19 protein-coding genes and 2 pseudogenes are annotated in these 23,839 nt (G+C 65.0%); 10 read left to right on the top strand and 11 right to left on the bottom strand.

Translation table 11 applies throughout. The annotated features are described in order from the left end of the window. Positions 1 to 20 precede the first annotated feature (20 nt). Entirely contained in the window at positions 21 to 1,172 is a 1,152-nt protein-coding gene (locus OIN59_RS08615) for a branched-chain amino acid ABC transporter substrate-binding protein (RefSeq protein WP_274109264.1), read from the bottom strand. Positions 1,173 to 1,254: 82 nt separating this feature from the next. Then, positions 1,255 to 2,172: a dihydrodipicolinate synthase family protein gene (locus OIN59_RS08610; RefSeq protein WP_274109263.1), complete on the bottom strand. Its 918-nt coding sequence runs from the start codon at positions 2,170 to 2,172 to the stop codon at positions 1,255 to 1,257. 290 nt (positions 2,173 to 2,462) lie between these two features. Here OIN59_RS08610 and alaS (OIN59_RS25300) point away from each other — a divergent pair. The 3 genes and pseudogenes from alaS (OIN59_RS25300) to OIN59_RS08600 all read left to right on the top strand — a co-directional run. Continuing rightward, positions 2,463 to 3,611, top strand: a pseudogene (alaS, locus tag OIN59_RS25300) (alanine--tRNA ligase); the annotation flags it as partial. 324 nt (positions 3,612 to 3,935) lie between these two features. Beyond that, positions 3,936 to 5,414: pseudogene (gene alaS, locus OIN59_RS25295) on the top strand (alanine--tRNA ligase); the annotation flags it as partial. A gap of 101 nt (positions 5,415 to 5,515) precedes the next feature. Then, a complete protein-coding gene (locus tag OIN59_RS08600; RefSeq protein ID WP_274109259.1) occupies positions 5,516 to 8,497 on the top strand; it encodes an HD domain-containing phosphohydrolase in 2,982 nt (993 codons plus the stop codon). 54 nt (positions 8,498 to 8,551) lie between these two features. On the opposite strand, the gene OIN59_RS08595 is transcribed toward OIN59_RS08600, so the two are convergent. The 5 genes from OIN59_RS08595 to OIN59_RS08575 form a co-directional block, all read right to left on the bottom strand. Then, entirely contained in the window at positions 8,552 to 9,607 is a 1,056-nt protein-coding gene (locus tag OIN59_RS08595; RefSeq protein WP_274109257.1) for a GGDEF domain-containing protein, read from the bottom strand. Positions 9,608 to 9,645: 38 nt separating this feature from the next. Next, positions 9,646 to 10,419, bottom strand: coding sequence for a tRNA (guanosine(46)-N7)-methyltransferase TrmB (trmB, locus tag OIN59_RS08590; RefSeq protein WP_274109255.1), 774 nt, complete (start codon positions 10,417 to 10,419; stop codon positions 9,646 to 9,648). Further along, positions 10,416 to 11,405, bottom strand: a complete 990-nt coding sequence (gene gluQRS, locus OIN59_RS08585; RefSeq protein WP_274109253.1) for a tRNA glutamyl-Q(34) synthetase GluQRS — start codon at positions 11,403 to 11,405, stop codon at positions 10,416 to 10,418. The genes trmB and gluQRS overlap by 4 nt, the downstream gene beginning before the upstream one ends. Continuing rightward, positions 11,402 to 12,406 carry an NAD(P)/FAD-dependent oxidoreductase gene (locus OIN59_RS08580; RefSeq protein ID WP_407655082.1) on the bottom strand — a complete coding sequence of 335 codons (1,005 nt, stop codon included), beginning with the start codon at positions 12,404 to 12,406 and terminating at the stop codon, positions 11,402 to 11,404. Before OIN59_RS08580 ends, gluQRS begins: the two co-directional genes overlap by 4 nt. Before the next feature lie 228 nt (positions 12,407 to 12,634). Then, positions 12,635 to 13,573, bottom strand: a complete 939-nt coding sequence (locus OIN59_RS08575) for a LysR family transcriptional regulator (RefSeq protein ID WP_274109249.1) — start codon at positions 13,571 to 13,573, stop codon at positions 12,635 to 12,637. A 104-nt stretch (positions 13,574 to 13,677) separates the two neighbouring features. Here OIN59_RS08575 and OIN59_RS08570 point away from each other — a divergent pair, with 104 nt between their 5' ends. The 4 genes from OIN59_RS08570 (at position 13,678) to OIN59_RS08555 (ending at position 16,557) form a co-directional block, all read left to right on the top strand. Continuing rightward, positions 13,678 to 14,379: a pirin family protein gene (locus OIN59_RS08570; protein WP_274109247.1), complete on the top strand. Its 702-nt coding sequence runs from the start codon at positions 13,678 to 13,680 to the stop codon at positions 14,377 to 14,379. Positions 14,380 to 14,430: 51 nt separating this feature from the next. Next, on the top strand, positions 14,431 to 14,844 hold the full coding sequence (locus OIN59_RS08565) for a DoxX family protein (RefSeq protein WP_274109245.1): 414 nt from the start codon (positions 14,431 to 14,433) through the stop codon (positions 14,842 to 14,844). A 147-nt stretch (positions 14,845 to 14,991) separates the two neighbouring features. Beyond that, positions 14,992 to 15,546, top strand: coding sequence for a flavodoxin family protein (locus OIN59_RS08560; protein WP_274109243.1), 555 nt, complete (start codon positions 14,992 to 14,994; stop codon positions 15,544 to 15,546). A 126-nt stretch (positions 15,547 to 15,672) separates the two neighbouring features. Then, on the top strand, positions 15,673 to 16,557 hold the full coding sequence (locus tag OIN59_RS08555; RefSeq protein WP_274109241.1) for a pirin family protein: 885 nt from the start codon (positions 15,673 to 15,675) through the stop codon (positions 16,555 to 16,557). A 53-nt stretch (positions 16,558 to 16,610) separates the two neighbouring features. Here the strand turns inward: OIN59_RS08555 and OIN59_RS08550 are convergent, their stop codons facing one another. The 4 genes from OIN59_RS08550 to OIN59_RS08535 all read right to left on the bottom strand — a co-directional run bounded on the left by OIN59_RS08550 (position 16,611) and on the right by OIN59_RS08535 (position 20,890). Beyond that, the gene (locus OIN59_RS08550) at positions 16,611 to 17,384 is read right to left on the bottom strand and encodes a sulfurtransferase (RefSeq protein WP_274109239.1); all 774 of its coding nucleotides are present in this window, start codon (positions 17,382 to 17,384) and stop codon (positions 16,611 to 16,613) included. Between the two features lie 87 nt (positions 17,385 to 17,471). After that, positions 17,472 to 18,326 carry a MinD/ParA family protein gene (locus tag OIN59_RS08545; protein WP_274109237.1) on the bottom strand — a complete coding sequence of 285 codons (855 nt, stop codon included), beginning with the start codon at positions 18,324 to 18,326 and terminating at the stop codon, positions 17,472 to 17,474. Between the two features lie 10 nt (positions 18,327 to 18,336). Next, the gene (locus tag OIN59_RS08540) at positions 18,337 to 19,110 is read right to left on the bottom strand and encodes a GGDEF domain-containing protein (protein ID WP_274109235.1); all 774 of its coding nucleotides are present in this window, start codon (positions 19,108 to 19,110) and stop codon (positions 18,337 to 18,339) included. Positions 19,111 to 19,201: 91 nt separating this feature from the next. Then, complete coding sequence (locus tag OIN59_RS08535) at positions 19,202 to 20,890, bottom strand: SulP family inorganic anion transporter (RefSeq protein ID WP_274109233.1); 1,689 nt, start codon at positions 20,888 to 20,890, stop codon at positions 19,202 to 19,204. Positions 20,891 to 21,035: 145 nt separating this feature from the next. On the opposite strand from OIN59_RS08535, the gene OIN59_RS08530 reads away from it, so the two are divergent. The 3 genes from OIN59_RS08530 (at position 21,036) to OIN59_RS08520 (ending at position 23,835) form a co-directional block, all read left to right on the top strand. Then, a complete protein-coding gene (locus OIN59_RS08530; RefSeq protein ID WP_274109231.1) occupies positions 21,036 to 21,533 on the top strand; it encodes a BON domain-containing protein in 498 nt (165 codons plus the stop codon). 91 nt (positions 21,534 to 21,624) lie between these two features. After that, positions 21,625 to 22,863, top strand: a complete 1,239-nt coding sequence (locus tag OIN59_RS08525; RefSeq protein ID WP_274109229.1) for a PLP-dependent transferase — start codon at positions 21,625 to 21,627, stop codon at positions 22,861 to 22,863. A 102-nt stretch (positions 22,864 to 22,965) separates the two neighbouring features. Next, positions 22,966 to 23,835 (top strand): DUF2189 domain-containing protein, encoded by an 870-nt coding sequence (locus tag OIN59_RS08520; RefSeq protein WP_274109227.1) that lies wholly within the window; start codon positions 22,966 to 22,968, stop codon positions 23,833 to 23,835. The last annotated feature ends 4 nt before the right edge of the window (positions 23,836 to 23,839 follow it).

Below are 23,839 nucleotides of genomic sequence, written 5' to 3'. Positions count from 1 at the left end.
GGTGGGGGCTGCGAAAGGGGTCAATAGCTTGCCAAGGGTACGGGTGCGGCATTGCGGAAGGTCAGCACCGTGATGGGTGCCTGCTTGAGGTTGCCCTTGTCGTCGTAGGCATAGGTGCCCGCCACGCCCTGGTGGCTGGACGCAACCATCTGTGCGCTCACCTTGGCGGGCTGGGTCGAGTTGGATTTCTGCATCGCTTCGGCCATGAACATCACCTGATCGTAGTAGGAGGCGGCGTAGGCATCGGCATCGCGCTGGAACCGCGCCTTGTACTTGGCCTTGAACGCCGGGCCGCTGGCCACCTTGTCGAGCATGGTGCCGCCTTGCGCGCAGAACACGGTGTCGTTCACTGCGTCGCCGCCGAGCTTGCCGACCTCGGGGCTGCACAGGGTGTCGCCGCCCAGCAGCTTGGCGGTCAAGCCCAGTTGCTTCATCTGCCTTGCCATGGGCGCGGCCTGGGGCGCATAGCCGCCAAAAAAGATGGCCTGCGGCTGCTTGGCCTTGAGGCTTGTGAGAATGGACAGAAAGTCGGTGGACTTGTCGGTGGTGAACTCCTGGCCCACCACCGTGAGGCCCTGCTTCTTTGCCTCCTTAGTGAATTGGTCGGCCACCCCCTGGCCGAACGCGGTGCGGTCATCGATGACTGCCACCTGCTTAACCTTGAGCACCTGCGCGGCATAGACGGCCATGTTGGAGCCGATCTGGGTGTCGCTGGCGATGATGCGGAACAGGTTCTTGTAGCCGCCCTCCGTCACCTTGGGGTTGGTGCCCACGGTAGACACCATGGCGCCGCCGTCGTTGTAGACCCGCGATGCAGGGATCGCCACGCCCGAGCAGTACGGGCCCATGACGAACTTCACCCCGCTGTCCACCAGCTTTTGTGCCACGCTGACGCCGGTGCGAGCATCGCACTGGTCGTCTTCCGAAACCAGTTCGAATTTCAGCGTCTTGCCCTCGACCATGATCTTTTTCGTGTTGAGTTCCTCGATGGCCAGACGCACGCCGTTCTCGTTGTCCTTGCCTGCAAAGGCGTTGGGCCCCGAGAGCGGGCCGCTGTGGCCGATCTTGATGACTTGCTCTTGCGCGCTGGCATGGTGGGCGTGGCCCGCCAGCAGCAAAGCAGCGACAGCAGCAGGCCTGAGCGCCCGAAATCCGGAAAATGCACGTGTCATGGGAAACCTCTTGTGTGTGCGTTGGGAACAAAGGCCGGGGTCTCGTCCGGCCCGGTGACGGGGTCAGGGGAGTTGGGGCGTGTCAGGCCACAGACTGGTATTGGGTCGGACGGGTTTCGAGCGCCTTCTTCACCACACGCTCGACAAACGCGCGCTCTTCACCCACCAGCGGCAAGCGCGGGCGGCGCATATGTTCGGTGCCCACGCCCACCAGCGCGTCGATGAGCTTGAGGTTCTGCACCAGCTTGTTCGATACATCCAGGTGCAGCATGGGCGTCATCCACTGGTACAGCGGCAGCGCCTCGGCAAATTTGCCCGCCTTCATCAGGTCGTACAGCGCCACGGTTTCGCGCGGGAAGGCGCAGCCCACGCCTGCCAGCAGGCCGTCGCAGCCCAGGGCCAGGCCTTCGTAGGCCAGGTCATCCACCCCCAAAAAGAGCTGGTAGCGATCGCCCACGGTGTTGCGCAGGTCGGTAATGCGGCGGATGTCGCCCGTGCTTTCCTTGATCGCGGCGATCCACTCGCAGTCAGCCAACTCGACCATGTGCTCTGGCTTCAGGTCCACGCGGTAGGCCACGGGGTTGTTGTAGATCATCAGGGGGCGCTGGGCCGCACCGGCCATGGCACGCACGTTGGCCATGGCCTCGCGGGCGTCGGCCACGTAGATCACCGAGGGCATGACCATGTAGCCCGCCACACCGAGCTTGTTGCCGCCGTCGATGTAGCGCAGGGCCTCGCGGGTGCTGGTTTCGGACACATTGGCCAGCACGGGCACGCGGCCGTCGGCGGCTTCGAGGGCGATCTTGGTGACCTGGAGCTTTTCTTCGAGCGACAGCGTGCTGGCTTCGCCCAGCGAGCCGCAGGTCACCAGGCCATGGATGCCGTTGCGGATCTGGAAGTCGATGTGCCGGGCCGTGCCTTCGGCGTCAATGGACTCGTCGGCGTGGAACTTGGTGGTGATGGCGGGGAAGATGCCTTGCCAGCGGGGTTGTGGGTTCACAGGGTGCTCCTTGGGTGCGTTGGGCGATGAAGTTATTAATATATTAACAAGATATTTGAAGTGCACAAGCGAAATTTTGGACAAAGGCAATGAGCCGCCCGGTGGTCGGGAGGACGGGAGCAGCAGGGAATCTGGCAAACCTTGCGCCAGCCATCGCTGTCGCGGTGCTGCCACGGGCGTCAGGGCCGCAAACCTATAATGAAAGGTTGGTCCCCATAGGGGCAGCGACAGGCAGCGCATAGGCGCGGGTCCTGCGGCCTGCCTGCTCCGTGCAACCACTCCACAACACCATGAGCACTCCCACTTTTTCTGTCGCTGACATCCGCAAGTCCTTCCTGGACTTCTTCGTCTCCAAGGGCCACACCGTCGTGCCATCAAGCCCTCTGGTGCCCGGCAACGATCCGACGCTGATGTTCACCAACTCGGGCATGGTGCAGTTCAAGGACGTGTTCCTGGGCACTGACAAGCGCTCGTACAACCGCGCGGTGTCCGTGCAGGCCTGCCTGCGTGCAGGCGGCAAACACAACGACCTGGAAAACGTGGGCTACACCGCGCGCCACCACACCTTCTTTGAAATGCTGGGTAACTGGTCGTTTGGCGACTACTTCAAGCGCGAATCGCTCAAGTGGGCCTGGGAGCTGCTGACCGAGGTCTACAAGCTGCCGCCAGAGCGCCTGCTGGCCACGGTCTATCAGGAAGATGACGAGGCCTACGACATCTGGACCAAGGAAATCGGCCTGCCGCCCGAGCGCGTGATCCGCATCGGCGACAACAAGGGCGGCCGCTACAAGTCCGACAACTTCTGGATGATGGCCGACACCGGCCCCTGCGGCCCCTGCAGCGAAATCTTCTACGACCATGGACCGCACATTGCTGGCGGCCCTCCCGGCAGCCCCGATGAAGACGGCGACCGTTTCATCGAGATCTGGAACAACGTGTTCATGCAGTTCAACATGGACGAGACGGGTGCCGTGACCCCGCTGCCCGCACCCTGCGTGGACACCGGCATGGGTCTGGAGCGCCTGGCGGCCATCCTGCAGCACGTGCACAGCAACTACGAGATCGACCTGTTCGATGCGCTCATCAAGGCCGCTGGCCGCGAGACCGGCGTGACCGACCTCAACAACAAGAGCCTGCGCGTGATCGCCGACCACATCCGCGCCACCGCGTTTTTGGTGAGCGACGGCGTGATCCCCAGCAACGAGGGCCGTGGCTACGTGCAGCGCCGTATCGTGCGCCGTGCCATCCGCCACGGGTACAAGCTGGGCAAGAAGACGCCGTTCTTTCACAAGCTGGTGGCCGATCTGGTGCGCCTGATGGGTGACGCCTACCCATCCCTGCGCGAGCAGGAGCAGCGCATCACTGAAGTGCTGAAGGTGGAAGAAGAGCGTTTCTTTGAAACGCTGGCCAACGGCATGGAGATTCTTGATCGTGCGTTGGACCTACGTCGGCCAGTTTTGAGCAATTTGGAGGCCAGTTCGCCTACAGGTGCCGTCTCAGTTGATCTCCTTGTTGATTTGCTTCCGGACAATGAAACACTGCACTTTGACGGTCGGATTAGTCTTGAGGGCGATATCTTGGTTCGCTTCTTCGATGCTGATGCTGGGGAAGCAGATGTCGAGCGCTTTGCCCGGGATGTTGCGCGTACATTGAGTTTCAACAATGCGATAGCAGTCTTTTGGGGGGAGAAGCTGCCAATTGCCCAATCTGTTATTGACGGGATTGCAAGTCGCTACTCGGTTTCTGTTACGGGGCGCGCCTATCCGAAGGTGGCCTCGGTGCTGCCTGGCGATGTGGCCTTCAAGCTGCACGATACCTACGGCTTCCCGCTCGACCTGACCAACGACGTGTGCCGCGAGCGCGATGTGGAAGTGGACGAGGCTGGCTTCAACACCGCCATGGAAAAGCAGAAGGCCCAGGCCCGAGCTGCCGGCAAGTTCAAGATGGACAAGGCGTTGGAGTACACCGGTGCAGCCAACCAGTTCACTGGCTACGAGCATCTTGCAGAGACTGCAAAAATCGTAGCAATCTATGTAGATGGGACAAGCGCGGTAGCCCTAAAGGCGGGTCAAAACGGCGTGGTGGTGCTCGACACGACCCCGTTCTACGCCGAAAGCGGCGGCCAGGTGGGCGACGAAGGCACCATCACCAGTGGCTCGGCCCGTTTTGCGGTGGGCGACACGCTCAAGATCAAGGCCGATGTGTTTGGCCACCACGGCACGCTCGAAGAGGGCACGCTGAACGTGGGTGACACGGTGCAGGCCCAGGTCAACACGGCGGTGCGCGCCGCCACCATGCGCAACCACTCGGTCACGCACATCATGCACAAGGCCCTGCGCGAAGTGCTGGGCAGCCATGTGCAGCAAAAGGGCAGCCTGGTCAATGCCGACCGCACCCGTTTTGACTTTGCGCACAACGGCGCCGTCACAGCGGCCGAGATCCGCGAGATCGAGCGCCGTGTGAACGAAGAAATCCTGACCAACCAGCCCACGCAGGCCCGCGTGATGGACATCGAGTCGGCCCAGAAGACCGGCGCCATGATGTTGTTTGGCGAAAAGTACGGCGAAACCGTGCGCGTGCTCGACATCGGCACCAGCCGCGAACTGTGTGGCGGCACACACGTGCAGCGCACGGGCGACATTGGCCTGTTCAAGGTGGTGGGTGAAGGCGGCGTGGCTGCAGGCGTCCGCCGCATCGAGGCGGTGACGGGCGCCAACGCGCTGGCCTATCTGCAGAACCTGGAAGACACCGTGAACCAGGCCGCCAGCACCCTCAAGGCGCCGGTGGTAGAGCTCAACGGCCGCATCAGCCAGGCACTGGACAATGCCCGCGCGCTCGAAAAGGAAGTGGCGGCTCTGAAGGGCAAGCTGGCTTCCAGCCAGGGCGACGAGCTGGTGAACCAGGCCGTGGAGGTTAAGGGCCTCAAGGTGCTGGCTGCCGCGCTGCCTGGCGCCGATGCCAAGACCCTGCGCGACACCATGGACAAGCTCAAGGACAAGCTCAAGACCGCTGCCATCGTGCTGGCCGCTGTGGACGGTGACAAGGTGCAGATTGCTGCAGGCGTCACCGCTGACAGCGTGGGCAAGCTCAAGGCCGGTGAGTTGGTGAACTTTGTGGCCCAGCAAGTGGGCGGCAAGGGCGGTGGCAAGCCCGACATGGCCATGGCCGGTGGCACCGATGCTGCCAAGTTGCCTGCGGCGCTGGCCTCGGTGACCGGTTGGGTCACGCAGCAACTGGGCTGATGGCCTGAGCCACCACAGCGGTGCGGGCCGCTGTGGTGTGGCGGGTATTGCTGCCAAAAAGAGGGTGACTCAAAACCGGGTTTCCCCCTACAGTCCAGCGCATGAACACCCTGCGCGACAGCCCCCAAGACCCGCCAGCGTCCGCTGTTCTTCGCGACAGTGGTCCTGCCTCTGTGGGGCAAGACGCCTATCTGCCCTGGTGGCAACGCATCACGATCCCGTTTGAAGTCCTGATCGCGACCGTGGTGGTCACCGCCATGCTGCTGCTGACCGCCTTGCTGGTGTACCAGGTCAGTACCAGTGCTCGCCAGGCCATCATCTCGGCATCGGACGAGAGCGCACAGCGCATCAGCCAGCTCATTGCCGAACGCGTGCACCGCATCGTGGACCCGGCCGACGCTACCATCCGCCTGCTGGCGTTCGACCCGGTGGCCTCGGCGCCTACCCTGCCAGCGCGGCTGCGACGGCTGCCTGTGCTGGCGCGGTTGCTGGAGCAGAACCAGCTGTTGTCGGCGGTGTTCATTGGTTACCCGGACGGGCAGTTTTTGCTGGTGCGACCGGTGCGCAACGATGCCTTGCGGGTGCAGCTGGATGCGCCTCCCAAAACCGCGTACCTGGTGCAGTCCATGGCCCGTGAGCACGGTGTGGCGAGCATGGTGGGGCGCTGGAGCTATTACGGCGCCGACCTGCGGCTGATCAGCTCAGCCGTCCGTTCGGAATACCGCTACGACCCCCGCACGCGTCCCTGGTACGCCGAGGCGCTGGAACGGAACACCCAGATACTCACCGCGCCCTATGTTTTCTTTACCACGCAGGAGGTGGGTATCACTCTGAGCCAGCCGAGTGAGGATGGGCGCGCAGTGATTGGCCTGGACGTGGCCCTGACCGACCTGGGGCACGAGATCAGCGGGCTGCGCTTGATGCCCCGTACCGAGATCGCCGTGGTGGACAAGGACCGGCGCGTGCTGGCCTACCCGGACATGTCGCGCGTGCTACTGCGCGACGGCAATACACTTGGCTTGCGCCTGCGGACCCTTGACGATCTGGGCGTGCCCAGCCTGCTGGCGCTGCAGGCGCAGGGCCTGAAAGACGGGGAGTCCCGCCGCCTGCAGGCTGACGGTGAGGAATGGCTGGGCCGGTCGCTGCCGCTGGCATCGATGCGCTGGCAGGGCCTGCAGATCCTGATGGCGATCCCCACCAACGAGCTGCTGGCCGAGGTGAACAACAACCTGCGCCAGCAGGTGTGGCTGTCGGTGTCGCTCATCGGCCTGATGCTGCCCTTGGGTTGGCTGGCCGGCAGGCGCGTGGGGCGCAGCCTGTTCGGGCTGGCGGCGCAGGCGCGAGCGCTGGCCCGGTTTGACTTTCGGCGGCCGCAGCGCCGGGTGTCACCCGTGCGCGAGGTGCGCGACCTGGGGCTGGTGATGGACCGCATGTCCGACACCATCCAGGAGTTCTTGCACATCACTCACCACATCAGCGCCGAGTCGCGCACCGACCTGATGCTGTCGAGTGTGCTGTACGAACTGGTGCGCGCAACCAGTTGCACTGGCGGCGCTGTGTACCTGGTGGACCCGCAACGCACGGGTTTGCTGCGCGCGGCCCGCCATTGCGAAGACCCCGGGCAGCAGTCGCGTTACCCCGAGCACCTGGCCATGGTGCATTTCATCAACCACACCGAGACCCAACCCGGCGACCAGCACGAAGACGACGACGATACCGAGCCCGCGCGCGTGCTGCGGGTGCAGCTGCGCACCCGTGAAGGGCAGCCTCTGGGCCTGCTGGTGCTGCGGTATATAGCCGACCAGTCGCAGGACGATGCGCATTTCCGCGCGTTTGTCGAGAAGTTGTCGGGCACGTTGTCGGTGGCCATCGAGACGCGGCGCCTGATCGAAGGCCAGAAGGAGCTGCTGGACGCTGTCATCCGCCTGCTGGCCGATGCGATCGACGCCAAGAGCCCCTACACCGGTGGCCACTGCGAGCGCGTGCCCGAATTGGCCGAGGCGTTGATAGACCGCATGTGCGCGGCCAAGGACGGCCCGTTTGCCCAGGTGACCATGACCGATGCCGAGCGCTACGAGTTCCGCCTGGGCGCCTGGCTGCACGACTGCGGCAAGGTCACCAGCCCCGAGCACATCATCGACAAAGCCACCAAGCTGGAGACGCTTTACAACCGCGTTCATGAGGTGCGCATGCGCTTTGAGGTGCTGTGGCGTGACGCGGAGCTGGACTACTGGAAGCAGCACGTGTCGGGCGTGGACCCGGTGCGGCTGCAGCGCGAGCTGCTGCAACGGCGCGAGCAGCTGCAGGAGGACTTTGCCTTTGTAGCCCGTTGCAACGTGGGAGGGGAGTTCATGGCCGAGGCCGACATCGCCCGCCTCAAGGCCGTGGGCCGCCAGGTGTGGCAGCGGCATTTTGACGACCGCTTGGGGCTATCGTCCGCCGAAATGCTGCGGCTGGCGACCGTGCCGGTACGCCCCTTGCCCGCCAACGAGCCGTTGCTGGCCGACCGGCCCGAGCACATCGTGCCCTGGGGCTCGCGCAAGCCGCCGGTGGAGGCCGGCAGTCCGGCCAACCGCTGGGGCTTTGACATGGTGCTGCCACCCTATGAGGCGCACCTGGGCGAGCTGCACAACCTGTCCATCCAGCGGGGCACGCTCACGGCCGAAGACCGCTTCAAGATCAACGACCACATCGTGCAGACCATCATCATGCTCAGTGGCCTGCCGTTTCCGCCACACCTGGCGCGCGTGCCGGCCATTGCCGGGTCACACCATGAAAAGCTGGACGGTACCGGCTACCCCCGCCGCCTGAAGGCCAGCGAGCTGACGCTGGCCGACCGTGTGATGACACTGGCCGATATCTTTGAGGCGTTGACCGCGGCCGACCGGCCCTACAAGCCACCCAAGACCTTGACCGAGTCGCTCAAGATCATGACCCACATGGTGCGTGAGCGGCACATTGATGCCGAGGTGTTCCGCTTCTTCCTGACCAGTGGTGTTTGGCGCGACTACGCTGAGCGTTTTTTGGCGCCCGCGCAGCGCGATGACGTCAATGTGGAGGCGATCCTGGCGTCGCTGGGCTGAGGCTCTGCAGCCTGGGGGCGACCCATAAGGATGCGGCCAGCGGACCCAATAAGTTCAGAACAGCTCGACGTCGTCGTTGGCGACCTTGGTCGCCAGCTGGCCGCTGGCCACCAGGTCGTCATAGAAGCAGACCTGGTTGCGGCCATGTTCCTTCGCGTAGTACAGCGCCTGGTCGGCCTGGCCAAGGATTTCTACGGGCGAGCCCCGCGTGGTGCTCACAAAACCCAGGCTCACCGTGACCTGACCCACTTGCGGGAAGTCGTACTCCTGCACGGCCAGCCGGAAGCGGTTGAACACCTTGTGGGCGGTGCTCAGCGTGGTGGAGCGCAGCAGCACCACAAACTCTTCGCCGCCGAAGCGGAAGATGCGGTCGTGGCTGCGGAATGAGCTGCGCAGGATGTTGGCGATCAGGATCAGCACCTCGTCGCCATACAGGTGGCCGAAACGGTCGTTGACCTGCTTGAAGTGGTCGATGTCCACCACCGCCAGCCATTGCTGCACGGGCTCGTTGTCGTTGATGGTGGCGGTCTCTTCGGCAGCAAAGGATTCGGTAACCGCGCTCGATCGGCTGGCCAGCCCGCTCATGGTGTAGCGGGAGAACTGCTCGTCAAACGTCTTGCGGTTGAACAGGCCGGTGAGTGCATCCCGCTCGCTGTAGTCAAGCAAGCTCTGGTAGTTCTGATACACCTGGAACACGCCCATGAACACGTCAAGCTTGTGGGCCGAGAATGGACGCGACTGCGTGATCTCAAGGCAGGTGCTGACCTTGTCATGCATCCATACCGGCAGCCACAGTACATGACGCCCCTGGCGGGGCGAGGCCAGGGCGCTTTCACCATGGCTGTCCACGCAGTCCCGCAGGGCAGGGTACTGGTCCAGGGGCTCGCGGCGGGGGTCTGCGGCGGCTTCTGAGTCGGTGGATACCAGCTGGCCGTTGTCCACCCAGGTGCGGGGACGCACATGGGGCACGCCGCCGTCCGTAAACAGCTCCAGGGCCCGTACCTCGATGATGCCGCTGAGCTTTTGCAGCGTGGACAGCACCGATACCTCTAGCCGCAGGTGGTCGCGGTGGCCGGTCATTTCCACCAGGTTTTGGAGGATGGGTTTCATGGGGGCTGTCTGTCGGGCCGGTCGGGGCATGTCGTTGGTCAGTTGCGGCGCACGAACACCACGTCCCACACGCCATGACCCAGCCGCAGGCCGCGGTTTTCGAACTTGGTCAGGGGGCGGTAGTCGGGCTGGGGTGCAAAGCCGGTGGTAGTGTTTTGCAGCAAAGGCTCGGCGCCGAGCACCTGCAGCATTTGCTCGGCGTAGGGCTGCCAGTCAGTAGCGCAATGCAGGTAGCCCCCGGGCTTGAGACGGGCGGCCAGCTTGGCCACCAGCGGGGGCTGGATCAGACGGCGCTTGTTGTGCTTCGTCTTGTGCCAGGGGTCCGGGAAGAAGATGTGCACGCCGTCCAGGCTGCCCTCGGGCAGCATGTGGTCGATGACCTCAACGGCGTCGTGTTGCAGGATGCGGATGTTGGTCAGCGCCTGTTCGCCGATGCGCTTGAGCAGCGCTCCCACGCCGGGTTCGTGCACTTCGCAGCACAGGAAGTTGTCCTGCGGCCGCACGCGGGCGATGTGGGCCGTGGCCTCGCCCATGCCAAAGCCGATTTCCAGCACCAGTGGCGCGCTGCGGCCAAAGGCGGCGGGGGCGTCCAGCGGGGCGGGGGTGTAGGGCAGGACAAAACGCGGGCCAAAGTCTTCAAAGGCCTTGGCCTGGCCGGTGGTGGTGCGGCCGGCGCGGCGCACAAAGCTCTTGATGGTTTTGGGGTGGGTCACACCGGCGGGGGCAGAGCCCCGTATGGCGGGCGCTGCGGGGGCGGCAGCTGCGGCAGGCGCAGCACTGGCGGGAGCGGAGGCTATGGTCAATTCGGTCACGGTGGGCCATTGTAGTTTCGTCGCCACGCGGCCACCCACTGTGCCAGGGCGTCTGCGATGCAAATGTGGTGTAGATGCGCCACAGCAGGCAAGCCCAGTGCCAGCGCGGCTTGTGACAGCGCCTGCAAGGGGTCGCGCAGGTCCAGCGGTTGCGCGCCGTTTTGTTTGGAGAGCTTTTCGCCGTTGTCGCCACATACCAAGGGGGTGTGCAGGTAGCGCGGCATGGGCAGCCCCAGGGCCTGCTGCAGCAGGATCTGGCGTGGCGTGTTGTCTGCCAGGTCCTCGCCTCGAACCACATCGGTAATGCCCTGGTCGGCGTCATCCACCACCACGGCCAGTTGGTAAGCCCAGAGCCCGTCGGCGCGGCGCAGCACAAAGTCGCCAACTGCCGTGGCGACCTGTTGCTGCTGGTGGCCCAGGCGGCGGTCGCGCCAATGCAGTACGCCGTCTGCTACTGAATATGTAGCATTAAGGGCATGATTCACCGGCGCAGACGGCTGTTTCGGCTTGAAATCGGTCACGTTGAAGCGCCAGGAGCGGCCCGTGCGGCCTTGCAGCCCCTGGCGGCAGGTGCCGGGGTAGGGCAGCGCCGCGTGGCGCTCGCGCGCATGGCCCTGTGCGGCATGGGCGTCTTCGATATCCTTGCGCGAGCAGGCGCAGGGGTAGGCGTCGCCTTGCGCCATCAACTGGTCCAGCGCATGTTGGTACAGCCCGCTGCGCGCTGACTGCCATTGGGGCTGTGCATCCGGGTGCAGGCCACAGGCGGCCAGTTGTTGCAGGATGAAGGCGTCAGCCCCCGGCACGCAGCGGGGCTGGTCCACGTCTTCAATGCGCACCAGCCACCGGCCGTTGTGCGCGCGTGCGTCCAGCCAGCTGGCCAGCGCGGCGACCAGAGAGCCCGCGTGCAGCGGGCCCGTGGGAGAGGGGGCAAACCGCCCCACATAGCGCCCCTCATAGCGCGGCGTGGCGCCCACGCCCCCCGTCATGCCACGGCAAGTGCCAGTTCCAGGCCCGACACAAAGGCGTCTTCCAGCCGGTGCCCCAGGCACCAGTCTCCGCAGGCGCCCAGCCCGGCTTTGGCGTCCCACAGGTGGCTCTTGCCCAGCGGGTGGGTGGTCTGCGCATAGCGCCAGCGGCGGGTGTCAACATGCGCGGGTTCGGCCCGGATGCCGGTGACCTCGGCAAACGCCTTGAGTAGCTTGGCCTGCACACGGGCTTCGTCGTCTTCGAGGTGTTCTGCCGACCAGGCGGGGCTGGCCTGCACCGTCCAGCGCTCCACCACGTTGCGGCCCGGCTTGGACGACTCGCGTGCCAGCCAGGCAATGCGGTGGTGGGTGCTGCGCGCGGCGTTCCATTGCGGGCCGAGTGTGGTCAGCCCGGGGCGCACGGCCTGGGGGAAGGCGAGCATCAGGGTCCAGCAAGGGGCGATGGCCACCTTGGACATGGCGTCGGCCAGCGGGGTGTCGAGCCCGGACCCTGAAATCAAGGCCTGCGCAGGCACCGAGGGTTGGGCCAACAGCACCGCATCAAAGCCCGCATACACATGCTGCTCGCCGCCAGCGCCTTCGGTGCGCAGCTGCCAGCCTGGGGTGTTGACGGCGTCGGACTCGATGCGCGTGACACGGGTGTGGGTGATCAGCTGGCTCGCCTGGATGAGGGGTTCGGCCCAGGTGGTCACCAGCGATTGCATGCCTGGGCTGGCCACCCAGTGGGCCTCGCGGTGGGGCAGGCCCACAGCGGCGACACGGCCTGCGGCGTCCAGCACCTGGACCGAATTGGCGCTCCAGCGCTTGCAGATACCGGGCACGGTGTCGATGGCGCGGGCAAAACGCGGATCGCGAACCGTGAAGTATTGAGCGCCAGCGTCAAAGTTGCCAAAGGGGCTGTCGAGAGTGGCGGTGCGGCCGCCGGCTTGGTTCGATTTCTCGAACACTGTCACGCGGTGGCCGGCCTGCACCAGGGTGCGGGCGCAGGCAATGCCGGCCATGCCTGCGCCAATGATGGCGAAGTGGCGCTGGGGTTTGCCGGAGGAGGTGGTGGGGACTGCGGGGGCTGCAGGTTCGGGGGCGCTGGAGCGTCGGAGCCGTTTGGCGGGGAGAGGATCAGGTTTGCTCATGGGAGGCCTTTCGGTGACGGTCGGCAAAAGAGATATGCGATGCAAAACCAACAGGAACCACTCTACACGCGGTGCTGGCCTGTGCGTACTTGATCAAGGTCACAAATGATGGTGGTTTTCCAGCAGAGCACGGCGCGTGGCGGGACTTTGCAGTTGGTTCAGCCACCACTGCAGCGCGCGGCCCGGTGCGGTGAAGCCAGGGCCACCCCAGGCGTAGTGCACGCGCACGTTGCGTTCGGGCCGGGCCACGCGGCGCGTCACCAATCGCCCGGCCTCCAGGTAGGGGCGCACCATGGGTTCGGGCAGAAAACCGCCGCCCAGGCCGCGCAACTGCACGCGCACCTTGGCCTGCATGGTGTCCACTGTCAGCACGTCCTGCCCGCCGAGCAGGCCCATGGTGGCGCCGCCGCGGGTGGCCGAATCGGCCACGGCCACGGCACGGTGTTCGAGCAGCGTGGCGTCGGAGATGGGTTCGGGCGCCGTGGCCAGCGGGTGGTGGGGCGCCACCACGTAGATGAAGAGCACATCACCCAGCGTGCCTTGCTGCACGCCCGCCACGTTGTTGCCCGCCACTGACACGCCAATGGCCAGGTCTGCCCGGCCAGAGGTCAGTGCCTCCAGCGTGCCGGTCATGATGCCGTCGCGCAGCTTCAGGCGCGTGGGAGGCTTCATGGCGTAGAACGCGTCCACCAGCTCCAGCAGGGTGTGGGGCGAAATGATGCCGTCGATGGACAGTGTGAGCTGCGGCTCCCAGCCCGTGGCCACACGGCGCACTCGGTGGGCCACGGCGTCAATGTCCTGCAGCAGGCGCGCGCCTTCGCGCAGCAGCTCGACCCCGGCCTCGGTGGGGCGGGCCTGGCGCGCGCTGCGGTCAAACAGCAGCACATCCAGTGCGTCTTCAATCTGGCGCACGCGGTAGGTGAGGGCGCTGGGTACCAGGCCCAGTTGCCGCGCGGCGGCTGCAAAGCTGCCAGCCTCGGCAATCACCTGCAGCATGGTCAACGCATCGGGGGTGAGGACATCGCGGGCGTTTTGCATGGTGGCGCCATGTTAATTCAGATTATTTGAATAGTGCCATCAATTCACCTGTGCCCGTGGGGATGGCTGCAGTCCTACAGTCGAGTCTTGAAAGGAGCACTCACATGCTGACTGTTCGTAAATCGCAAGACCGGGGCCACGCCGACCATGGCTGGCTCAATTCCTTCCACAGCTTCTCGTTTGCCGGGTACTACGACCCTGCCCACATGGGTTTTGGCAACCTGCGGGTCATCAACGAAGACCGCATTGCTCCGGGCACCGGGTTTGGCACGCATGGCCACCGCGACATGGAAATCATCAGTTACGTGCTGTCGGGCGAACTGGCCCACAAGGACAGCATGGGCAACGTCAAGGGCATCCCGCCGGGCGACGTGCAGCGCATGAGCGCAGGCACTGGTGTGCAGCACAGCGAGTTCAACCACGCTGCGGGCCAGACCACGCATTTCTTGCAGATCTGGATTGAGCCGAACGTGCGCGGCATCCCTCCCAGCTACGAGCAAAAGACCTTCGCCGAAGCTGAAAAGCGTGGTGCCCTGCGCCTGGTGGCCTCACCCGATGGCGCCCAGGGCTCGGTGAAGATCCACGCCGATGCGGCCTTGTATGCCGGGCTGCTGGATGGTGATGAAACCGTCACGCTGGCGCTGAACCCGGCCCGCAAGACCTATGTGCACCTGGTGCGCGGCGCACTCAGCGCCAACGACCGGGCTCTGTCGGGCGGCGACGCGCTGCTGATGGAAAAGGAAACCACCTTGTCGTTGACCCATGGCCACGACGCCGAGGTGCTGGTGTTTGACCTGGCCGCCTGATCGTTTTTGATCGCTTATTTTTCAACCACTTTCACTCAGGAGTTCTTCACCATGTTCACATCCCTGCAAAACCCCCTGGCCCTGGCATCGCGCCTGCTGCTGGCCGCCCTGTTCCTGCCTGCGGGCATCAGCAAGCTCACCGGCTTTGCCGGCACGGTGGGCTACATCACTTCGGTGGGCCTGCCCATGCCCACGGTGGCGGCGGCCATTGCGGCGGCTGTGGAAGTGCTGGGCAGCCTGGCGCTCATCTTTGGCGTGGGTACCCGGTTTGCGGCGTTCGCGTTGGCCTTCTTCACGCTGGTGGCCAGCTTCTTCTTTCACGCCTACTGGAACCTGCCCGCCGACAAGCAAATGATGCAGCAGCTGATGTTCTTCAAGAACGTGGGCGTGACGGGCGGCTTGCTGGCCCTGGCAGCGTTTGGTGCCGGCGCCTGGAGCCTGGACGCACGCCGTTCGGGCCGTTGATCCGGTCTGTGTAAAAAAGGGCCTGCAACCCACAGGGGTGCGGGTTCTGGCATTCAATCTCGTCGTTGTTTGTCGTTCTGTTTGTCGTTCTGTTTGTAGTTCTTTCCCCCGGTCTCGTTCCTTCATCGTTTCAACAGGAGTTATTTCATGGCACACATCGCAGTTGTTTACCACTCGGGTTATGGTCACACGCAACGCCTGGCGCAGGCCGTGGCTGAGGGCGCAGGCGCCCAGTTGGTCGCCATCGATGCCGAGGGCAACTTGCCCGAAGGCGGTTGGGAAACCCTGGCCGCTGCCAGCACCATCATCTTTGGCTCGCCCACCTACATGGCTGGCCCTAGCTGGCAGTTCAAGAAATTTGCCGACGCTTCGTCCAAGCCCTGGTTCAGCCAGGCCTGGAAGGACAAGCTGTTCGCAGGCTTCACCAACAGTGCTAGCACCAACGGCGACAAGCAGATCACACTGGACTACCTGTTCCACCTGGCCATGCAGCACGGCGGAATCTGGGTGGGCACCGGCATGATGCCTGCCAACTCCAAGGCGGCCACGCGCAATGATGTGAACTGGATTGGGTCCTTCAGCGGTGCCATGGCGCAGTCGCCATCCGACGCCTCGGCCGCCGAGATGTTTCCTGGCGACCTGGAAACGGGTAAGCAGTTCGGCCAGCGCGTGGCCCAGGTCGCCGCTAAATTGGCCCGCTGAAACTGGTAGGCTGGCGGCGTTGCCATCGTTGCCATCGTTGCGTCGAGTCGTCCAGCCGTCCAGGAGTTGCCTTATGAACCACCGTTGTTGCCCTGCACCCGCCACTGACGCCGTGGGGGTGCTGTCATGAGCGCGCCGCTGCGCCTTTCAGGCCACGCCAAGGACCTGGGAGGGGGCTTCACGGTGCGGCGCCTGCTGCCCGCCGTGCAGCGGCAGGCGGTGGGGCCTTTTCTGTTCTTTGACCATTTCGGCCCGGTTACCGTGCAGCCCGAGGCAGGCCACGACGTGCGTCCCCATCCGCACATCGGCCTGGCGACGGTGACCTACCTGTTCTCGGGCGCGATCATGCACCGCGACAGCCTGGGCTACGTGCAGCAGATTGAGCCTGGCGCCATCAACTGGATGACGGCGGGGCGGGGCATCGTGCATTCCGAGCGCCGCCCGGAAAACCTGGCGAATCAGGCCTATGTGAACCATGGCATTCAGCTATGGGCTGCGTTGCCTGTGGCCCATGAAGAAGCCCACCCCTCCTTTGTGCACACGCCTGCTGCGGCCATCCCTGAGGTGCAGGTGGATGGCGCCACCGTGCGGGTGCTGATCGGCGAGGCGTTTGGTCAGGCCTCGCCGGTGGCCACGTATTCGCGCACGTTGTACCTTGACGTGCAGTTGCCCGCAGGCGCCACGCTGGAGATCCCGGCGCTGGTGCCCGAGATCGCGGTGTACACCGTCGATGCGTCGGTGTCGTTCAATGGTGGGGATGTGCCTGAGCACATTCTGGCCGTGGCAGACCCCGGTCAGCCCGTACGTCTGACGGCTGGCCAGAGCGCCGTGCGCTTGATGGTGATCGGCGGCGAGCCGCTGGAGGCTCCGCGCCACATGTGGTGGAACTTTGTCTCCAGCCGCAAGGACCGCATCGTGCAGGCCGCCAGCGACTGGGAGGCCCAGGCAATGGGCCAAGTGTCGGGCGAGGTGGAGTGGATCCCCCTGCCGGAACACCGATTCAAAGCGTGATGGTTGGAATGAAAATGGGCTGTAGCGCTACTAAATAAAGCGCTGGTAGCTCACTATTTAATAGCAATCTCGCTGGTCGCTGCAGGTGTGTCGGTGGCGAGGCCGGTGTCCAGCACTCGGCGCTCGTCAAACACAAAACACCCTCCGTGGTAGTGCGCGCCGTCCGTCAGCTCAAAGTATTTCAGGATGCCGCCCTCCAGCTGGTAGACATGCGAAAGGCCTTCCTCGCGCATGAGGATGGCGGCCTTTTCGCAGCGGATGCCGCCTGTGCAGAAGCTCACCACCGTCTTGTCCTGCAGTTCGCTTTTGTGCGCGCGCAGTGCAGGCGGAAACTCGGTGAACTTGTCGATGCGCCAGTCGATGGCATTGTCGAACGTGCCTGCGTCCACCTCGAATGCGTTGCGGGTGTCCAGTGTGACGACCTTGCGCCCTTCATCGTCATGGCCCTGGTCCAGCCAGCGCCGCAGCGTGTCGGGGTCCACGGCTGGTGCGCGGCCTGTGGCGGGGCGGATGGTGGGGTGGTCCATGCGGATGATCTCGCGCTTGACCTTGACCAGCATCTTGCGAAATGGCACGGTGGCCGACCAGCTTTCCTTGGGCTCCAGGTCGGCAAAGCGTTCGTCGGTGCGCAGCTGCGCGACAAAACCCCGCACAGCCTCTGCCGGGCCCGCCAGAAAGAAGTTGATGCCTTCCTCCGCCAGCAGGATGGTGCCCTTGAGCTGGGCGGCCACCGCGCGTTCATGCAGCAGCTCGCGCAGCGCGGCGGCATCGGGCAGCGGCACAAACTTGTAGCAGGAGATGTTGAGGACGGTGTAGGTAGTGTTCACGGCAGTAAAAATGCACAAAGGCCCGCTGGCGGGCCTGTGGGTCACAGTGACCGGGCTGCGCCCAGGGCGCAGCTTGGCTTGTGTGGGTCAGGCCGCGGGCGACAGCAGCGTGGACTCGATCTTGTTGGCCAACTGGGCAATGGCCAGTGCTGCGGGGCAGCCGGGAGTCTGCAGCAGCAGCAACTGGCGGCGCATCACGGCGTCACGCACCGAGGGGTCGGCCGGGATGTCGCCCATGTGGATCAGGCGCATGGGGCGGCCGGACTCGGTGCTGACAAAGCGGTCGAGCACCTGCTGCAGCTGGCTGGTGATGGCGCGGCCGTCACCCGGGCGTGCGGCCTGGTTGATGACCATGCGCACATGCTGACGCTTTTGCTGCATGGCCAGCACCTTGATGGCAGCATAGGCGTCGGTGAGCGAGGTGGGCTCGGGCGTGGCCACGATCAGCACCTCGGAGGCCAATGACACGGAGAACAGCACCACGTCGGAGATACCGGCGCCGGTGTCGAGCAGCACCACGTCGTAGCGTGGTGTGAGGGCCTGGATCACGTTCAGGAACTGATTGCGCACCTCAGGCGTCAGCCGCGAATACTCCACCATGCCCGAGCCCGCCAGCAGCACGTCAAAGCCACCGGGGGCAGTGATGACGGCGTCATCCAGCGCGGCCTTGCCGGTGAACACATCGTGCAGGGTGATCTTGGGGTGCAGGTTCAGCACCACGTCCAGGTTGGCCAGGCCCAGGTCGGCGTCCAGCACCAGCACGCGCTGGCCCCGGCGGGTGAGGGCGGCGGCCAGGTTGGCCGATACAAAAGTTTTGCCCACACCGCCCTTGCCGCTGGTCACCGCAATGATGCGTGCGCCGTGTGTGGCGGAAGCCAGGGGTGTGGCAGGACCTGCAGGGGCTGCAGGCGTAGTGGGTTGGGGGGACAGCGCGTCGCTCATCATCTAACTTTCAGTAGGCGCTGCCTGTTGGGTTGGGGTCCAGTGGAGGCAGGTCGCCCCAACCCGAGGGGGTGTAGAGCGGGCCAAACAACAGGCTTTTCTCTTCGGCACTGACGGTGCTGTCGGGTTGCTCCTCGATGCTGACGCGGTTGCGGCCCGACGTCTTGGCCTGGTAGAGCTGGTGGTCAGCCCGGTCGGTCCACAGCAATGTGGTGGACCGGATCCATTGCATCGCAAAAGCACCTCCGATGCTCACTGTGACGTTCAGTTCCACCGTGGGGGAGATACGGATGGGCGTGTTGGCCACCGCACGCCGGATGCGTTCTGCCACCACCCGGCCAAAGGCGGCCTGGCAGGCGGGGAGCACCACGGCAAATTCTTCACCGCCATAGCGCGCCAGGGTGTCCATGGGGCGCACACAAGCGCTGAGCGTGCGGGCCACCGACTGCAGCACCACGTCACCGGCCAGGTGGCCGTGGGTGTCGTTCACCTTTTTGAAGTGGTCGATGTCCAGCATCAGCAGCAGGGCCGCTTCGCCCGAGCGTGTCACCCGATCGATCTCGCGTTCCAGCACCGCGCGGAAATGCCTGCGGTTGGCCAAGCCAGTGAGAGGGTCTTTGAGCGACAGCTCGCACAGGCCGTCTATCAGACCCTGCAGATACAGAGAAGGCACCTCGCGGTGCAGTGCTGCCTCGCTACCGCCGGCCTGAGCCACCAGAGCGTGGGCAGTATCCAGGCGAAGGTCGCGCAGATCTACCAGATGAGAGGCCGCAGAGTCAGACACAAATTGGAACAAGGAGAGTTGGACAAGTGTACCAGTGCGTCAGCAAAAACAGGGCCAACGTAAGGCGTGCGCGGCGTAGGTGAAACCCGGTCTATGCCCTGGCCACGGGCTCGGGAAGCTGCTGCAATGCCACCAAAGTGTCGGCGTCGGTACGGTACATGGCCAGCCCAGGCCCCAGTTTCAGCAGTCCGGCCTGACGCAGCACCTGCTCAGCGGGCAGCTTCAGGCCGCTCAGATGCAGGGTGCCGCCCCGCAGTTCCATCTGCGCCAGCAACTGGGCGAAGGTCTCCACGCCGGTCACATCGATGCGGTTGATGGGCTGCGCCAGCAGGCACAGGTGCACGACCTCGGGGTGGGCGGCCAGATGTTCGGTCACGCGCCGCTCCAGGGCACTGGCAGAGGCAAAGTCCAGCTCCGCGTCCATGCGCAGCGCCAGCAGCCGGGGCGCCAGGGGCGGCAGGTTCCACAGGTGCCGGTCGCGCAGGCTTCCGTCGGGGTGCAGACCCACTTCAATGATGCGCGGGTGCAGTCGCTGGTACAAAAAGTGGCTCAGGTTCATCAACAAGCCCACCAGCACGCCCCAGTACATGCGCGGGGCCGTGGCCAGGGTCAGGGCAAAGGTGACGCCGCTGATCACGGCCTCTACCCGCGACACCCGCCACAGCCGCAGCAGGGTGCCCGGCTTGATGAGGCTGGTGACGGCCGTGACCACCACCGCCGCCAGCACCGACTGCGGGACGTGGTACAGCGCGGGCGTCAGCCACAGCAGCACGACCAGCACCAGGCTGATCGCAAACAGTGTGGCCCAGCCCGTCTTGGCACCGGCATAGAGGTTGATGGCCGAGCGTGAAAACGACGCACTCGTGGCAAAACTGCCGCACAGGCCGCTGCTGATCTTGGCCAGGCCCTGGCCGATCAGGTCCTGGTTTTCGTTCCATTGCTCTTTGGAGCGTTGGCTCTCCACCTTGGCGCTCGATGCGGTCTCCAGAAAACTCACCAGCGTCACCACCAGCACGGGCATGACCAGTGCGCTGAAGCTGGACCAGGGCAGGGCGCCCGGCCAGTAGGGCGCTGGCAAGCCCGATGGCAAGGTACCCACCACTGCACCACCAGCGTCGGCATAGCCCAAGGCCCAGCTCAAAGTGCCCGCAGCGCCCACCACTACGATGGCTGCCGGAAACTGGGGCAAAACGCGGCGCGCCAGCATCAGCAGTGCCAGACTGCCCAGGCCGAAGCCCGCTGCCGTCAGGTCAAACAGGCCGGGCGATGGCGTGGACAGCAGCGCGCCCCAGTCTGCGGCCCGCAGCCCGGTGAGTGCACCCAGCTGCGACCCCAGGATCAGCAGCGCCGCCGCCTGCGTAAAACCATTGAGCACAGGCGAGGTCACGAGGTTGAGCAGCCAGCCAAAACGCGCCATGCCCATCACCATCTGCAGCAGACCCGACAGCAGGGCCATCCATGCCGCCAGGGCCACCCACTGCGCGCTGCCCGGCTCGGCCAGGCCGGTGAGTGATGCGCCGATCAGCAAACTGGTGAGCGCCGTGGGCCCCACCCCCAGCCGGGTGGAGGAGCTGAACAACACGGCGACCAGCGCCGGAATCAGGGATGCGTAGATGCCAGTGACCAACGGCATGCCTGCCAGCGCCGCGTAGGCCACGCCCTGAGGCACCAGCATCAGCCCTACCGTCATGCCTGCCCAGAACTCGCCTTTGAGCAGTTGTCGGTCAGGACGGGGCCATTTCAGAAAGGGAAACCAGCGGGCGAGCGAAGACACGGTCATGCCCCAATTGTCGCCCGCCTTGCTGGTGCTGCGGCCGGTGCCTGGCTGGCGCCTCCGTCCTACAAACACTTCGGTGGTGTCCGACCCGCGAGCCGTGGCCGGCTGCCTACAGTTTGCCCATCTCTTAACCGCAAGGAGTCACCGCATGAATTTGCACAATCTCAATCTGATCGATCGTCCCGCACATCGCATTGCCAGCATCCTGGCCGTGAGTGCCCTGGCTCTGGGGCTGGCCGCCTGCAACAAGACCGAGGAGCCCACCGTGGGCCAGCGCCTGGACTCTGCCGTCGAAAAGACCGAGCAGGCCGCCGCCGAGGCCCGCGTGAAGGCCGAAGGCGCCATGCAGAGCGCAGAAACCAAAGTGGACCAGGGCGCGGCCAGTGCCGAAGCCTCCGCCAAGCAAGCCGCCAACACGGCCAAGGGCGTGATGGACGACGCTTCCATCACCGCCCAGGTGAGCGCAGGCCTGGCCAAGGACCCTGACCTGAGCGCTGTCAAGATCAATGTGGACACCGTCAATGGCAAAGTCACCCTGAACGGGCCCGCACCCTCCACGGTGGCCCGCGACCGTGCCGAAACCATTGCCAAGGGCGTGAATGGCGTGACCTCGGTGAACAACCAACTGGTCGTGACGGCGGGTTGATGCAGACCCACAGGGCGCGCGGTGCATGCCGCCCAAGCCCTGATGGCCGATACCTACGCGCCGCCGGGGTCGCCCCGAGCGGCGCGCTACCATGGTTGGCATGAAAGACCACGACATTGATCTTGCCACCCGCATCGTCCACCACGACTACCTACCTCCGGCCGGGTTTGTAGCCCCCCAGCAGGGGGTGTTCAAGGCCTCCACGGTCATCTTCCCCAACGTCGCGGCCATGCGCTCGCGCGAGTGGAAGGACAAAAGCGGCTACACCTACGGGTTGCACGGCACGCCCACGACCTTCATCCTGGAGGAGCGCCTGTGTGCGCTGGAGGGCGGCCTGCAGTGTGTGTTGGTGCCCAGTGGACTGGCCGCCATTGCCAATGTGGGTTTGGCACTGCTCAAGCCCGGCGACGAGGTGCTGATCCCGGACAACGCCTACGGGCCTGGCAAAGACCTGGCCAATGGCGAACTCGCCCGGTTTGGCATCACCCATGTGTTTTACGACCCCTTGGACCCGGCTGACCTTGCCGCCCGCATCACGCCAGCTACCCGGCTGGTCTGGCTGGAGGCTCCGGGCTCTGTCAGCATGGAGTTTCCGGACCTGTGCGAGCAGGTGCGCATCTGCCGTGATCGGGGCGTGACGACCGCGCTGGACAACACCTGGGGTGCGGGCCTGGCATTTGCGCCGTTTGACCTGACGGGCGACGGCAGCCTGGGCGTGGACATCTCGGCCCATGCGCTCACCAAGTACCCGAGCGGCGGAGGCGACGTGCTCATGGGCAGCGTCATCACGCGCGACCCGGGCCTGCACATGAAGATCAAGCTCACGCACATGCGGCTGGGCCTGGGGGTGGGCGCCAACGACGCCGAGGCCGTGCTGCGCGCGCTGCCCAGCATCGGCCTGCGCTACCGTGCCCACGATGACGCCGCCCGCGACCTGGCGCGTTGGTTGCAGCAGCAGTCAGCCATTGCGCAGGTGCTGCACCCCGCGCTGGAAGGCGCCCCCGGCCACGCGCACTGGAAGGCTTTGTGCGGTGCCGCGCAGGGCGGGCAGGGGCTGGCAGCGGGCCTGTTCAGCGTAATGATCGACGCCCGCTACACGCAGCAACAGGTGGATGCGTTCTGTGACGGTCTGCGTTTGTTCAAGCTGGGCTACAGCTGGGGTGGCCCCATGAGCCTGGTTGTGCCCTACAACATCGCCAGCATGCGCAGCCGCCCACCTGCCCATTTGAAGCCGGGCACGCTGGTGCGGTTTTCGATCGGCCTGGAGGCGGTGGAGGATCTGCGGCGCGATTTGCAACAGGCCATGGAGCACGCCTTCACCCCAGGTTGAGCCCACGGGGCGGGTCTGGCACTGCCCACTGCCGTTGGAATCTGCGCGGGATACGGGCTTTCCTCAGTGGCGCTGCCGGGGCCGCGGGCTTAGTGTGGCGGAATGACCGTGACATCTTCCAAGCCCGCGCCGGACGCATTGAGCGCGCCGGACCCATCGGAATCCCAACACGCCGAGGCCATCGCCGACCGCGTGAAGGCCCAGACCGCGCAGCCCGTCCAGCTGCAGTCGCTGCACCTGGCCGACCCTTTTCGGTGGCTGCAGCGCGGCCTGAAGGATGTGCGCGCTGCGCCGGGCATCGCCTTGTTCTACGGCGTGTGCTTTTGGGTCATGGCGGTGGTGCTGGGCTGGGTGTTCCGCACACGGCCCGAATACACCATGTCGCTCGCCAGCGGCTGCCTTCTGGTGGGGCCGTTTCTGGCCATGGGGCTGTACGACACCAGCCGCCGACGCGAGGCGGGCCTGCAACCCGCGCTGAGCGAGTCGCTCACCTGCTGGGACAGCCATATGGGCAGCATGGGCATGCTGGTGTTGGTGCTCGTGGTGCTGGAGTTGCTGTGGGGTCGGGCGTCGTTGGTGGTGTTTGCTGTGTTTTTCAACACTGGCATGCCATCAACCACCGGTGTGCTGCAGGCGGTGTTCAACCCACAAAACTGGAGCTTTGTGGCGGTATATATGGTGGTGGGCGGCGTGTTTGCGGCGCTGGTGTTTTCCACGTCCGTGGTGTCCATCCCCATGATCCTGGACCGCGACACCGACGCGTTGACCGCAGGCATCACCAGCATGCGTGTGGTGATCGAAAACACCGGAGTCATGCTGCTGTGGGGGGCGTTGATTACCCTCATCGTGGCAGCCTCGTTGTGGTTTTGGGGGGTGGGTCTGGTGCTGGCGGGGCCGGTGTTGGGCTTTGCCAGCTGGCATGCGTACCGTGCCTCTGTCATCCCGCTGCAACGCAACCCGGCGGGGGCCTGAAACC

The sequence above is a fragment of the Acidovorax benzenivorans genome, from assembly GCF_028680575.1.
Taxonomy (GTDB): Bacteria; Pseudomonadota; Gammaproteobacteria; order Burkholderiales; family Burkholderiaceae_C; genus Acidovorax; species Acidovorax benzenivorans.
This window is presented reverse-complemented; position numbering and strand designations above follow the sequence as displayed.